This is a genomic window from Candidatus Palibaumannia cicadellinicola, assembly GCF_001269425.1.
Lineage (GTDB): Bacteria > Pseudomonadota > Gammaproteobacteria > Enterobacterales > Enterobacteriaceae > Baumannia > Baumannia cicadellinicola_A.
This window is the reverse complement of the sequence record NZ_CP011787.1, coordinates 425,701-440,098: the sequence shown is the minus strand read 5'-3', so window position 1 is coordinate 440,098 and position 14,398 is coordinate 425,701. Positions and strand designations below refer to the sequence as shown.

At 28.2% G+C, this 14,398-nt stretch carries 16 protein-coding genes; 14 read left to right on the top strand and 2 right to left on the bottom strand.

All coding sequences use genetic code 11. The annotated features are described in order from the left end of the window. Positions 1-68: 68 nt before the first annotated feature. The 6 genes from gshB to AB162_RS02035 all read left to right on the top strand — a co-directional run bounded on the left by gshB (position 69) and on the right by AB162_RS02035 (position 5,059). Positions 69-1,019: a glutathione synthase gene (gshB, locus tag AB162_RS02060; RefSeq protein ID WP_053097072.1), complete on the top strand. Its 951-nt coding sequence runs from the start codon at positions 69-71 to the stop codon at positions 1,017-1,019. Positions 1,020-1,216: 197 nt separating this feature from the next. Beyond that, positions 1,217-1,645, top strand: coding sequence for a Holliday junction resolvase RuvX (gene ruvX, locus AB162_RS02055; RefSeq protein ID WP_053097070.1), 429 nt, complete (start codon positions 1,217-1,219; stop codon positions 1,643-1,645). Positions 1,646-1,670: 25 nt separating this feature from the next. Then, entirely contained in the window at positions 1,671-2,801 is a 1,131-nt protein-coding gene (gene hemW / locus AB162_RS02050) for a radical SAM family heme chaperone HemW (RefSeq protein WP_053097068.1), read from the top strand. A 79-nt stretch (positions 2,802-2,880) separates the two neighbouring features. Beyond that, positions 2,881-3,114 carry an oxidative damage protection protein gene (locus AB162_RS02045; protein WP_053097065.1) on the top strand — a complete coding sequence of 78 codons (234 nt, stop codon included), beginning with the start codon at positions 2,881-2,883 and terminating at the stop codon, positions 3,112-3,114. Positions 3,115-3,168: 54 nt separating this feature from the next. Next, the gene (gene mltC / locus AB162_RS02040) at positions 3,169-4,218 is read left to right on the top strand and encodes a membrane-bound lytic murein transglycosylase MltC (protein WP_053097063.1); all 1,050 of its coding nucleotides are present in this window, start codon (positions 3,169-3,171) and stop codon (positions 4,216-4,218) included. A gap of 103 nt (positions 4,219-4,321) precedes the next feature. Beyond that, positions 4,322-5,059 carry an endonuclease/exonuclease/phosphatase family protein gene (locus tag AB162_RS02035; protein WP_053097061.1) on the top strand — a complete coding sequence of 246 codons (738 nt, stop codon included), beginning with the start codon at positions 4,322-4,324 and terminating at the stop codon, positions 5,057-5,059. 30 nt (positions 5,060-5,089) lie between these two features. Here AB162_RS02035 and gloB read toward each other — a convergent pair whose 3' ends face one another. Then, on the bottom strand, positions 5,090-5,854 hold the full coding sequence (gloB, locus tag AB162_RS02030) for a hydroxyacylglutathione hydrolase (RefSeq protein ID WP_053097059.1): 765 nt from the start codon (positions 5,852-5,854) through the stop codon (positions 5,090-5,092). Beyond that, complete coding sequence (gene rnhA / locus AB162_RS02025) at positions 5,851-6,330, bottom strand: ribonuclease HI (RefSeq protein ID WP_053097057.1); 480 nt, start codon at positions 6,328-6,330, stop codon at positions 5,851-5,853. The genes gloB and rnhA overlap by 4 nt, the downstream gene beginning before the upstream one ends. Positions 6,331-6,396: 66 nt before the next feature. On the opposite strand from rnhA, the gene dnaQ reads away from it, so the two are divergent. The 8 genes from dnaQ to sufA all read left to right on the top strand — a co-directional run bounded on the left by dnaQ (position 6,397) and on the right by sufA (position 14,396). Continuing rightward, the gene (dnaQ, locus tag AB162_RS02020; RefSeq protein WP_053097055.1) at positions 6,397-7,113 is read left to right on the top strand and encodes a DNA polymerase III subunit epsilon; all 717 of its coding nucleotides are present in this window, start codon (positions 6,397-6,399) and stop codon (positions 7,111-7,113) included. Positions 7,114-7,340: 227 nt separating this feature from the next. Next, positions 7,341-9,269: a threonine--tRNA ligase gene (gene thrS, locus AB162_RS02015; RefSeq protein ID WP_053097054.1), complete on the top strand. Its 1,929-nt coding sequence runs from the start codon at positions 7,341-7,343 to the stop codon at positions 9,267-9,269. After that, positions 9,257-9,799 (top strand): translation initiation factor IF-3, encoded by a 543-nt coding sequence (gene infC, locus AB162_RS02010; RefSeq protein WP_053097051.1) that lies wholly within the window; start codon positions 9,257-9,259, stop codon positions 9,797-9,799. Before thrS ends, infC begins: the two co-directional genes overlap by 13 nt. Before the next feature lie 47 nt (positions 9,800-9,846). Then, a complete protein-coding gene (rpmI, locus tag AB162_RS02005) occupies positions 9,847-10,044 on the top strand; it encodes a 50S ribosomal protein L35 (protein WP_053097049.1) in 198 nt (65 codons plus the stop codon). 50 nt (positions 10,045-10,094) lie between these two features. Next, entirely contained in the window at positions 10,095-10,481 is a 387-nt protein-coding gene (gene rplT, locus AB162_RS02000) for a 50S ribosomal protein L20 (RefSeq protein ID WP_053097047.1), read from the top strand. A 135-nt stretch (positions 10,482-10,616) separates the two neighbouring features. Next, positions 10,617-11,609, top strand: a complete 993-nt coding sequence (gene pheS / locus AB162_RS01995; RefSeq protein WP_053097045.1) for a phenylalanine--tRNA ligase subunit alpha — start codon at positions 10,617-10,619, stop codon at positions 11,607-11,609. Positions 11,610-11,626: 17 nt separating this feature from the next. Continuing rightward, on the top strand, positions 11,627-14,002 hold the full coding sequence (pheT, locus tag AB162_RS01990; RefSeq protein WP_053097042.1) for a phenylalanine--tRNA ligase subunit beta: 2,376 nt from the start codon (positions 11,627-11,629) through the stop codon (positions 14,000-14,002). A gap of 19 nt (positions 14,003-14,021) precedes the next feature. Next, positions 14,022-14,396, top strand: coding sequence for a Fe-S cluster assembly scaffold SufA (gene sufA, locus AB162_RS01985; RefSeq protein WP_053097040.1), 375 nt, complete (start codon positions 14,022-14,024; stop codon positions 14,394-14,396). Positions 14,397-14,398: the final 2 nt, after the last annotated feature.

Here is a 14,398-nt window from a genome sequence, read left to right as displayed (position 1 = left end):
AATAACTACAGTAGAAATTGTATAAACTACTGTAGTTAGTATTTATTACTTTAGTGTAGGAAAGTATTATGATTAAATTAGGCGTTGTGATGGATGATATTACGTCTATAAATATAAAAAAAGATACTAGCTTTGCATTATTACTAGAGGCTCAATTTCGTGGCTATGAAATATATTATATGGAAATTAATAATCTTTATATAAGTGATGGTCAAGCACGAGCTTTTTGTCGTTTATTATCAGTAAATAAAAATAATAATAATTGGTATTGCTTTAATGGTGATAAAGATATTTTTCTACATGATTTAGATATTATTTTAATGAGAAAAAATCCACCAATAGATGAAGAATTTATTTATGCTACTTATATTCTTGAACTTGCAGAAGAAAAAGGAACATTAATTATAAATAAACCACAAAGCCTACGTGATTACAATGAAAAAATATTTCCTTCTTTTTTCAAAATTTATAGTCCTGATACACTAGTTAGTCAGTGTGAGGAACATATTCGTAAATTTTTAAAAAAGCATAATGATATTATTCTTAAACCACTAAATAGTATGGGAGGACAATCTATTTTTAGAATTAAAAAAGATGATCCAAACATATCAGTTATTATTGAAAATTTAACTAGTAAAAATACATGCTTTTGTATGGCACAACAGTACCTTTCAGCTATAAAAGATGGAGATAAACGTGTTTTTATTATTGATGGTGAACCAGTACCATATTGTTTAGCAAGAATTCCAAAAAATGGAGAAACACGGGGTAATTTAGCAGCTGGTGGATATGGAGAAGCACGAAAATTATCTAAAATTGACTGGGAAATTGCATACTTTTTAAGTAAAACACTAAAAAACAAAGGTCTATTATTTGTAGGAATAGATATTATTGGTGATAAATTAACTGAGATAAATATAACTAGTCCTACTTGTGTATGGGAAATAGAAGCTGCTTTTCCAATATCTATAACTGGTATGTTCATGGATGCTATTGAAAAACATCTAAAAATTAATTAGTAATATAAGTGATTATTAATTAACAGCATACTATATACAATATAGTATTTACGCAGTTTAAATGATAATTTAAGTGCTTTAGTGCTAGTATTATTTCTTAGTATTTAACAAAAAACTATAATAAAAAAATCTCAAAAATGAGAAAGCAGCTAAAAATATTAATAAAACAATATCGTAACAAATTTAGGTAATGCCTGATGGCAACAAGTGGTAGTATTATAGCATTCGATTTTGGTACTAAAAGTATTGGTATAGCTATTGGTCAGCGTATAACATGTACTGCACAACCACTAACTGCATTTAAAGCCAATGATGGTGTTCCTAACTGGTTACAAATAAAAAAAATTATAAATAATTGGCAACCAGATATTATTATTGTTGGCTTACCTTTAAATATGGATAATAGTGAGCAACCGCTTACGAATAAAGCACGCAAATTTGCTAATTTACTACAAGATATTTTTGATATTAAAGTAGTGTTACATGATGAACGTCTTAGTACCGTAGAAGCACGTTATGAACTATTTGCTAATGGTGGTTATCGTGCTTTAAAAAAATCAAAAATTGATTCTAAATCAGCAGTAATTATACTAGAAAGTTGGTTGAAACAATTTAATGAATATTAAAATCATTATAAAAAGGTTTTCATAAATAAAACATTTACCTAAATTAAGTTTATATATTCATATTCCTTGGTGCATAAAAAAATGTTTTTATTGCGACTTTAATAACTACTTATACAAAAGTAATATCCAGGAACAAAAGTATATAGATCATCTACTATTAGATCTTGAGCAAAATTTACATTTTTCTTATGGTCGTAATATAGCAACAATTTTTATTGGAGGAGGTACTCCAAGTTTACTTAGCATTAATGCCCTAGAAAAATTGCTATTTGGAATTAGTAAACATTTACTGCTATTATCAAACTTAGAGATTACTATAGAAGTCAATCCTGGTACAGTTACAGAAGAACATCTAATTAGTTACAAGAATATTGGCATAACAAGAATTTCTCTTGGAGTACAAACTTTTAACACAAAACAATTAATTAAACTTGGTCGTATTCATCAACCTACCGAAGCAACAAATACTGCATTATTAGTATCTAATATTGGCTTTAATAGCTTAAATCTTGATTTAATGTATGGTTTACCAAACCAAACAATTAATCAATCATTAAATGATTTACGTAATGCAATAGCCTTAGTACCACAGCATATTTCATGGTATCAGTTAGTAATAGAACCTAAAACTATCTTTGGTTATAATCCACCCCAATTACCAAACGAAGAGATACTTTGGGATATTTATAACCAAGGTCATGAATTACTAATTACATCAGGTTACCAACAATATGAAATTTCTAATTATGCAAAACCTGGTTATCAGTGCCTTCATAATATAAATTATTGGCGTTTTGGTGATTACTTAGGTATTGGTTGTGGCGCTCATAGTAAGCTTACTCAAGTAGATGGAACAGTACTACGTATTGTAAAAAAAAAACATCCACTTGTTTATATGGATGGTAAATATGTAGAAAAATATTATCAAGTATCACAAATAGATTTACCATTTGAATATTTTATGAATCGTTTTCGTTTGTTAGAAACAATCCCACGTCAAGAATTTACAAAATTAACTAGTTTAAATGAGAGCACAATACGTTTTGCTTTAGATCAGGCATTATCCTATGGATATATTTATGAAAGTGATACTACTTGGACAATCACAGAGCATGGTAAATTATTTCTTAATTCATTATTAGAATTATTTATATAAATTTATATTTTTATGGCTGTGAAGCAGATATTATTAAATATCAGTCATTTTTAACAAAATCAATCAAAAATAGATGTTTATGAAAAAAATTATTTATTGTACTTATCTTAAAAAAAAATCAGAGGGACAAGATTTTCAATTATATCCAGGGAAAATAGGTAAACGTATTTTTGATACTATCTCTAAAGAAGCCTGGGAGAAATGGCAAATTCAACAAACGATGCTAATAAATGAACAACAACTTGATATGATGAATTTATTTGATCGTAAATATTTAGAGAAAGAAATGATTAATTTTTTGTTTAAAGAATAAATGTTATTAATCACAATTTAATACTTACTATTAAGCTATTAATTTTGTAAAAATATGAACAATACTGTCCATTTATTATGGTTAATACCTTTATTAATATCTTGTTATTATAAAAAACAGTATATTAATCATGAGATTAGTATAAAAAATACTAAAGGTTTTTATATTTTAATGGGGCAATTATCAAATCATTTAGAAAAATTATGGGGTAGAAATGAAGTACTGATGTCAGGACCTAAAGATTATGTAAAATATATAAATAATTTTTATACCAGAATTTATATTAATGTTGATAATGGAATGATTAAAATAGAATCTATTGATAGAAATAAGTATATAAATTACTTACGTAAAAGTATTATAAATATATTATTAATGTATAATCATTACACAAATAACAATTTGTTAAAAACACAACCATTTTTTTATGGTCAAGTATTAGATAATTATCATCAACCAATTCGTTTGAATTTGCATGCAGCTAAATTTGCTGATTTTTTATTACAAACTCATCTAAAAAGTAGGACTTCGGGTCCACATAATATTTGGTTTATAAATATTAATCTAGTCCCTAACCATATAGATCATAGATCAAAAAAATATTTAAAAATAGTTAATAAAATTTCTCATAAATATGGGATCAATCAATCATTAATTTTATCCATTATACAAATAGAATCAAGTTTTAATCCTTATGCTGTCAGCAATACCAACGCTTTAGGCCTGATGCAAATTAAGCAAAATAGTGCTGGTCGTGAAGTATTTAAAATGAAAAACAAACTTGGCCAACCAAGCCGTAGCTATTTATTAAATCCAGAAAATAATATTGATATTGGGACCGCTTATTTAGCTATACTACAAAATAACTATTTAAATGGAATAGTAAATTCAATATCGAGACGCTATGCAGTTATTGTGGCTTATAATAGCGGTGTTAGCACATTACTTAAAGTATTTTCACCAGATCCCAATAAAGCATTAAAGATAATTAATACTTTACAACCAGATGATGTATACAAGATACTGTGCACAAATCATCCTTCTTTAGAATCAAGAAGTTATTTATATAAAGTTAATAACTTACAAAAAAAATATAAAAAATAATTAAATTGAACTTACACATAAAAACCATTTAATTATAATTAAATTAATTAAATGAAATATAGTTTATCGAACACATAAGCATTCACTGTGAAAAAACCAACATATGCATAATGTACCACCTATTCTTTATGATAATCAACAAACATTAAGTAAACTAGAAGTACCTTTACTAGGATCACATATTTTAAGAGTAATGGTATGGAATATTTTTAAACAACAAAGAGCTAATTGGTTATCTATACTACATAAATTTAAAAATAAAACACAACTAGTATTATTACAGGAAGCACAAACTACTCCTGAACTAATGAAGTTTGCTACTTCAAACTATTTATCTGCAGATAAAGTACCTGCTATTATATTTCCACAATATTCTTCCGGGGTTATGACATTATCTACTGCATATCCAGTGTATTGTTATCCTTTACGTGAACGTGAACCATTATTACGTATCGATAAATCAGCATTAATAACTATATATCCTATATATGATAAGCAATCCATAATGGTAATTAATATTCATGCAGTAAACTTTTGTGTAGGTATTAATGTATATAGTAAACAACTAGGACCTATTGGTGAACATATAATTAAGCATACTGGACCAGTAATTATGGCAGGAGATTTTAATGCGTGGAGTAGAAAAAGAATGCTAGCATTATATAAATTTGCTGAAACCATGAGGTTACAAGAAGTAAATTTTATTAATGATCAACGAACAAAAGTATTTGGTAGACCTTTAGATTTTATTTTTTATCGAAACATTAAAGTTAATGAAGCATCTGTATTAGTTACTAAAGCTTCAGATCATAATCCCCTTTTAGTAGCATTCCAAAAATAAATAGCTAATTTTATAATTCATATTAAACACTTAAGTTTTTGTTGGAAACTGATCTCTTTTTTTACGTAAAATAGCAAAAACACGCCATTCTTCGCCTAATAATGGGTAAAATTTAATTACATTTTGTACATAACAATCATGACAACGGAAAAAAATATTAATAATACGTTCTAAACCTAATGTTGTAGGTGATAAATTTTTATTTTTTGCTAGCAACTGTTTTACATGAGATTGATAACTACTAATTGCTTTATCTTTAGGTAATAAATAGTTAGCAAAAGCTATATTAACTAAAGTATATTCATGTGCACAACATATTATAGTATGTAAAGGCAATTTATTAATTTTTTGAAAAGAGTCATACATTTGTTTAGGAGTACCCTCAAAAATACGACCACAACCAGCCGAAAAGACTGTATCCCCACAAAATAACCATGGATCACTATAAAATCCAATATGTCCTAAAGTATGTCCAGGAAAATAAAAAACATTAAATTTTTTTTCTAGTAGAATGATACTATCACCTTCAGTGACAATTATATTTGTTCCTTTTCCTACAGTTTCATACGGGCCATAAACTGGTACAAAAAAATTTTTTAATAGTATAGGTACCCCATTAACATGATCATGATGATGATGAGTTAATAAAATATTAGTTAGCTTAAATTGATATTTTTTTAATACCTGCAAAACAGGTGCTGCTTCACTAGGATCAATAACTATACATTCTCTATTAGAATTATATAAAATCCAAATGTAATTATTCTGTAGTGCTACAATACGAATCAGATTCATCTTATAGTTGTTATTATAGTAGTTTTATACCCAACATCTTCTAAATATGGTTTTTTTGCTGCTGCACGAGCCATGTAATCACAACGTTCATTTTCTGGATGACCAGTATGACTTTTTAACCAAAAAGAATTTATTATATGTGATTGACTTGCTATATCAAATCTTTGCCATAAATCACAATTTTTTATATTTTTTTTAGTATTCTTCCAATTATCTTTTTTCCAATTATATATCCATTGCATCATACCTTGATGAACATACTGACTATCTAGGTAGATTAATACCTCACAAGGGTATCTTAATAACTCTAATGCTACAATTATTGCCATTAGTTCCATACGATTATTAGTTGTTAACCTGAAACCAGCGCTGCATTCTTTTTCATAATTTTTATAACGTAATATCACGCCATATCCACCAGGACCAGGATTACTAAGACATGAACCATCGGTAAAAATCTCTACCTTATTATGCATTGAATTTCTGATAAAATATTTTTTTAAAATAATAACAAAATTTTTACATAAACATAAATAAGTATTATGGAAACTAAAATTAAACGACAAGTTGTTTTAGATACTGAAACTACTGGAATGAATAAGCTAGGAAAACCTGATGAAGGACACAGAATTATTGAAATTGGTGCCGTAGAAATTATTAATAGACGTATTACTGGTAATTATTTTCATGTTTATCTAAACCCAGAAAGATTAATAGATAAAGAAGCTTTTGCTATTCACGGGATTAGTAATATCTTTTTACAAGATAAACCTACCTTTGCAGAAATAGCAGATAAATTTATTAAATTTATTTCCGGTAGCGAATTAATTATTCATAATGCAAAATTTGATATTAGCTTTATAGATAATGAGCTAATAAGACTAAAAAGTGGTATGAATAATCTTAATTATTATTGCAAAGTTACTGATAGTCTACTACTTGCACGAAAAATTTTTCCTGGAAAACGTAATAGCCTTGATGCTTTATGTGATCGTTATTTAATAAATAAAAGTAACAGGATTAAACATGGCGCACTATTAGATGCGGAAATTTTAGCAGAAATTTTTCTGAGAATGACAGGTGGTCAAATGTCAATTAATTTTAATTTTGAGCAAAACAATAAAAAAATCAACATAAAAAATATTAATGATCAATTATTATTAAAAATAATTAAAGCTAATGAGCAAGAACTTATTGAACATTATTCGATATTAAAATTAATAAAAAAGCATAGTAATAAATGTTTATGGATAATTTAAATTAATTATTTTAATATCATAAAAAGATTTTATAGAAATTTTTCTAAAATATATTTTAACTATATCATAAATTATATTATAAATTTTATATTTATATATATTTTATAAATAAAATAATTTGTAGTTAATCACTATTAATTTTATTTTTATAAATATTTATATATTTAATGAGCTAATAAAAAAATTAATACAATAGCCAATAATTGTGCTAATTTAAGGAAATTAATATGCCTGTAATTACTTTAATAGATGGTATAAAGCGTAAATTTTTAAATCCAGTTTCTTCTCTATATGTGGCAAACGATATCAGTCATTCTTTAGCAAAAAATTGTATTGCTGGCTGTGTAAATAACAGGTTAGTTGATGCAATGGATTTAATTACACAAGATGCTTCTCTTACTATTATTACTAATAATGATCAAGCAGGTATAGAAATTATTCGTCATTCTTGTGCTCATTTATTAGGACATGCTATTAAACAGTTGTGGCCAGAAACAAAAATGGCAATAGGACCAGTGATAGATAATGGATTCTATTATGATATAGATTTAGAATATGCTTTAAAGAAAGATGATATTAATTTACTAGAAGAGCGTATGCATGAATTAGCTAATAAAAATTATGATGTAATTAAAAAACAAGTAAGTTGGGAGCAAGCCCGTAATATATTTAAGTTACGTGGGGAGATATATAAAATAGCAATACTTGAAGAAAATATCAATCCTTCATCTTTAGTAACACTTTACTATCATGAAGAATATATAGATATGTGTAGAGGACCGCATGTACCTAATATGCGTTTTTGTCATAATTTTAAATTACAGAAAACTTCTGGTGCTTATTGGCGTGGAAAAAATGATAATCGTCAACTACAACGTATTTATGGTACTGCATGGAGTAATAAAAAACAACTTACATGTTATATACAATCTTTAACAAATATTCGACAGAGAGATCACCGTAAAATAGGTCAAGAATTAGATCTGTACCATATGCAGGAAGAAGCTCCAGGGATGGTATATTGGCATGTTGATGGTTGGATTATTTTTCTTGAATTAGAAAATTTCATACGTAATAAACTAAAAATTTACCAGTATCAGGAAGTAAAAAGTCCAGTAATGATAGATCGAATTCTATGGGAACAAACTGGGCATTGGTCAAATTATGCTGAAAATATATTTACTACATCGTCAGAAAATCGTGAGTACTGTATTAAACCTATGAATTGTCCAGGTCATGTCCAAATTTTTAATCAAAAAATTAAATCTTATCGCGATTTACCGTTAAGAATAGCAGAATTTGGTAGTTGTTACCGTAATGAACCGTCTGGCTCATTACATGGTCTAATGCGTGTTAGGGGATTTACTCAAGATGATGCCCATATATTCTGTACAGAAGAACAAGTAAGTAATGAAATAAATCATAATTTAAAAATTATATACGATATTTATCGGACTTTTGGTTTCAAAAAAATATTAGTTAATATTGCTACACGACCAGAAAACCGTATTGGTACAGATGAATTATGGGATAAAGCTGAAACAGATCTTGCATCTACACTAACAGATAATGGTATTACTTTTAATAAATTATTAGGTGCTGGTGCTTTTTATGGACCAAAAATAGAATTTACTTTACTAGATTGCTTAAATCGTACTTGGCAGTGTGGTACAATACAACTAGATTTTTATTTACCACAGCGTTTAAACGCTTATTATATTAATGCTAATAATAAAAAAAAAGTACCAGTAATGATTCATAGAGCTATTCTGGGATCAATTGAACGTTTTATTGGGATTCTTATAGAAGAGTATGCTGGTTTTTTCCCTACTTGGTTAGCTCCAACACAAGTGATATTAATGAATATTAGTAATAATCAGTCCGCATATGTTACAAAATTAATGGAAATTATATCATCAGCAGGTATTAGAGTGAAAACAGACTTGAGAAATGAAAAAATAGGTTTTAAAATTCGCGAACATACTTTGCGTCGCATACCTTATATGTTGATTTGTGGAGATCAAGAGATGAAAATAGGTCAAGCTACTGTACGTACACGCTATGGAAAAAATCTAGGTAGTATGGATATTAATGAGCTAATTAAAAAACTAAAACAAGAAATTAATGGCCGTGATCTTCATCAATTAGAGGAATAATAGTGCGGTCAATTAATAGAATTAACTTAGAAATATTAGCTCACAAGGTGAGATTAACAGGGATAAATGGTGAATCAATTGGTATTTTTACCCTAAAAAAAGCACTTGAAAAAGCTGAAGAAGCAGGTGTTGATTTAGTAGAAATTAGTCCTAATGCCGAACCTCCTGTTTGTAAAATCATGGATTATGGTAAATTTATCTATGAGAAAAATAAATCAAATAAAGAACAAAAGAAAAAACAAAAAATTATTCAGGTGAAGGAAATTAAATTTCGGCCTAGTATTGATGAAAGTGACTATAAAGTAAAACTGAGGAATTTAATTAGATTTTTAGAAGATGGCGATAAAGTAAAAATTACCCTACGGTTCCGTGGACGTGAAATTTCGCACCAAAAAATTGGTCTTGAAGTTATTAATCGTGTTCGTGATGATTTAAGTGACATAGCTTTAGTTGAATCATTACCAAGTAAAATAGAAGGACGTCAAATAACTATGGTGCTGGCACCAAAAAAAAACAATAAATTAAACTAGCTAAATTATATTACGAAAATATTATATAATTATATAGAGATATATTAATGCCAAAACTAAAAAGTATACGTGGAGCAGCTAAGCGTTTTAAGAAAATATCAACTGGTGGTTTTAAACATAAACAAGCTTACCTACGTCATCTTTTAACTAAAAAATCAACAGATCGTAAGCGTAACTTACGTATTAAATCTTTAGTGTCTAAAGGAGATAAACATTTAGTAATCCGCTATCTACCATATGCGTAAAATTTACTTATAAGCTAGCTTGCTTGGATTTATAACAAGGAGAAAATTATATGTCACGCGTAAAACGCGGTGTAGTAGCTCATGCGCGGCACAAAAAAATACTAAAACAAGCTAATGGTTACTATGGTGCTCGTTCGCGTGTTTATCGTGTTGCATTTCAGGCAGTACTAAAAGCAGGACAGTACTGTTATCGTGATCGACGTTGTAAGAAGCGTCAGTTTCGTAAAATATGGATCACACGTATTAATGCTGCTGTACGTAATCATAATATAAATTATAGTAGCTTCATTAATGGACTAAAAAAAGCATCTATTCACATAGATCGTAAAATATTAGCAGATATTGCTATCTTTGATCCAGTAGCTTTTACTGCTATAGTAAATAAAGCAAAAGGCACTTTTGCATATAAACAATTATGTAGCGTACGTGGTATGTGAATACTAAACTACTTTTTTTGCGACAATTACTCTTTTTTTGAAAAATTAGTGTTACTACTGCTAAAAATAAGCTATCAGCAGTATATATAAATAACTAAAAAAGTTAATTTAATTACATAATTGCAGGAAAAATTAATGCTAAATCTAGCAGAACTAGCAGACTTAGTTGCACAAGCAAAAAAAGAGATACAATCTTCTAATAATCAAGATGTTCTCAAGTTAGTACGTATAAAATTTTTAGGAAAAAAAGGATATTTTTCTCAACAAATAGCTAGATTACGTAATCTAACGCCAGAAAAACAACCAATGTTAGGTGCTATGATTAATGATGCAAAAAAAGAAGTTGAGCAAGCAATAATTGAACGTAACAATACTCTCACATTGGTAGCTATTAAGGAAAGACTAAACAACGAAACTATAGACATTTCTTTACCAGGTAGACGCATAGAAAATGGTGGATTACATCCAATATCGCGTACTATTTTACGTATTGAAAATTTTTTTAGTCAACTAGGATTTTTAATAGAAAGCGGACCAGAAATAGAAGATAGTTATCATAACTTTGATGCATTAAATATTCCTATTCATCATCCATCCCGCGCAAATCAAGATACTTTTTGGATAAATACTAACCATCTATTGCGTACACAGACTTCTGGAATGCAGATTAGAATTATGCAAACTTATCAACCACCCATACGTATGATTGCATCTGGACGAGTGTACCGTAATGATTATGATCAAACTCATACTCCAATGTTTCATCAAATAGAAGGATTAATAATAGATAAAAATATTAATTTTACGAATCTAAAAAGTATTATTTATGAATTATTATATTCTTTTTTTGAAGAAAAAATAAAAATACGTTTTCGTCCTTCATATTTTCCTTTTACTGAACCTGCAGCTGAAGTAGATATCATTAGTAAGAACAACTGCTGGTTGGAAGTACTTGGTTGCGGGATGGTACATCCTGTAATATTAAAAAATATGAATATTAATCCTAATATTTATTCAGGTTGTGCTTTCGGTATTGGTATAGAGAGAATGACAATGTTACGTTATGGTATAACTGATTTAAGAGTATTCTTCGATAATGATTTACGTTTTCTAAAACAATTTAAATAAATAGCAGAACTGCAATAATGAAATTAAGTGAACTTTGGCTACGTGAATGGGTAAAGACTACTATAGATATTAGCACTTTAGCAGATCAAATAACAATGTCTGGTATGGAAGTAAATAGTATAGAAGCAGTAACTAGGGAGTTTAATAATTTAGTAGTTGGTCATGTAGTCGAATGTTATAATAATAATAATTTATGGATAACAAAAGTAGATGTCAGCGGTCCTAATCTACTTAATATTATGTGTACAGCTCCTAATTGCCGTAGTAATTTAAGAGTAGTAGTAGATTTAGTTAGGACTGAATTATCGAATAAATGTTCACAAGGAAAATTATGTTCTTGTTATGACTTAGGGATAACAAATGATAAAAATAATATTAATATTATAGAATTACCTAATGATGCACCTATAGGATGTAATTTAAGTAATTATTGGCAATATTACGATAATATTATCGATATAAGCGTAACACCTAATCGTGCTGATTGCCTAGGAATCATTGGTATAGCACGCGAAGTAGCTATTGTTAATAACTTATCATTACCAAAAGTTTCAATTAAACCAGTAGCCCCAGTAAGTAACTATACATTACCAATTAATATTGAAGATTCAGTAGCTTGTCCTAGTTATATTGGTAGAATAATAACAGGAATAGATGCTAGTACTATTACTCCAATTTGGATACAAGAAAGATTAATTTATAGTAAAATATCATTAGTTAATGTAATAGTAGATATTACTAATTATATAATGATAGAATATGGTTATCCAATGCATGCTTTTGATTTAAAAGCTATAGATAATTGTATTATAGTACGACAAGCAAAGCCAAAAGATAAACTTACTTTACTAAATAAGTGTGAAATTACACTAACACAAGATACATTAGTTATTGCTGATAAAAATAAAGTATTATCGATAGCAGGAATATTAGGTGGTATTCAATCTAGTATTAAATTAAATAGCAGTGATATTTTTTTAGAGTGTGCTTTTTTTAACAATGTATCAATAATAGGCCGCGCACGTAAATATGGTTTACAGACTGAAGCTTCACTAAGATATGAGCGTGGAGTAGATCATAGACAACAATTAAACGTTATAGAGCGTGCTACTTCATTACTACTGGAAATATGTGGTGGTCAACCTGGTCCAGTAATTAATATAACTCATACTGATTATTTACCTAAAAAAAATACAATAATTTTATCTCGTGTCAAGCTTGATAGCTTAATTGGCCACTTCATACCAGATAAATTGATAACTGATATTATGGTTCGAATAGGATGTACAGTAAGTAATATAAAAAATTATGGTTGGCAAATTATAGTCCCTAGTTGGCGTATTGATTTAGAAATTGAAGAAAATATTATAGCTGAAGTAATGAGAGTATATGGTTATAATAACATTCCTAGTGTTGCTATAAAATCTAACTTATTTAATCCCCATATTTTTAATAAAGAAGCTAACTTAACGTTAGAACGTATTAAATTATTACTAATAGACCGTGGATATCATGAAGCTATAACCTATAGTTTCATTAATCCTACATTACAGGAATTATTCTATCCTGGTAAAAAAATGTTACGATTACCAAATCCAATATCGATAGATATGTCAGCTATGCGGTTATCACTTGTGCCTGGTCTGATTAGTGTCGTAGTATATAATCAAAACCGTCAACAGAAAAATCTTCGTATTTTTGAAAGTGGATTATGCTTTACTCAAGATAACAATATCGATCAAACAATTAGTCAAAATTTACTATTAGCTGGTACTATAACAGGATTAAGTTTTGATAATCATTGGGATTCAATGCATAAACAGGTTGATTTTTATGATATTAAAGGTGATATTGAAGCAATACTTGAGCTTACTGGACAATTAGAATCTTTTGAATTCAAAGCACAAGAAAATCCTATGTTACATCCAGGTCAAAGTGCAGCAATTTATTTTAAAAATGAATTAATTGGTTGGATTGGAGTTATTCATCCAAAATTAGAGGAACAACTAAATTTAAATAATAGTACGTTAGTGTTTGAATTAATTTTAGAAAAAATTACTAATCGTAAAATTCCTGAAGCTACATCTTTATCTTTATTTCCAACAACATGTAGGGATATTGCAGTAGTAGTAGCAGAAGAAGTACGCTCAATAGATATTATTAATGAATGTAAAAAAAATATTAATACTAATTTAATTAGTATTAATATTTTTGATGTCTACAAAGGTAAAGGAATATCAAAAGGTTTTAAAAGTTTAGCGATTCGTTTGATATTACAGAATAATAAAAAGACTCTCGAAGAAAAAAAAATTACGGCTATGATTTATAAATGTTTAGCTGCATTAAAAAATAGATTCAACGCCAATTTAAGAGATGAAACTTATGGCTCTTAATATAATAAGATATTGAATTATGTCAAAAAATATTTTAAATAAAACTGATGGTCTTTATGATAAGACCTGGTACGGGATAACTATGACTGATGCTGCTGCAAAACATATCAAAAATTTAGTTAAAGATGATATTAGTATGCTAGGGTTACGACTTAGTGTAAAAAATTATGGGTGCGCAGGATTTGGTTATGTTCTAGAAAAAGTTACAGAATATAATAACACTGATCTATGTTACGAACATGAAGGTGCTAAGCTATTTGTGCCATTATATGCAATGCAATTAATTGATGGCACAAAAATAGACTATGTAAAAAAAGGATTAAACTACGAATTTAAGTTTAATAATCCAAAAGCTACGCACGCCTGTGGGTGCGGTGAAAGTTTTGGCTTTTGAGC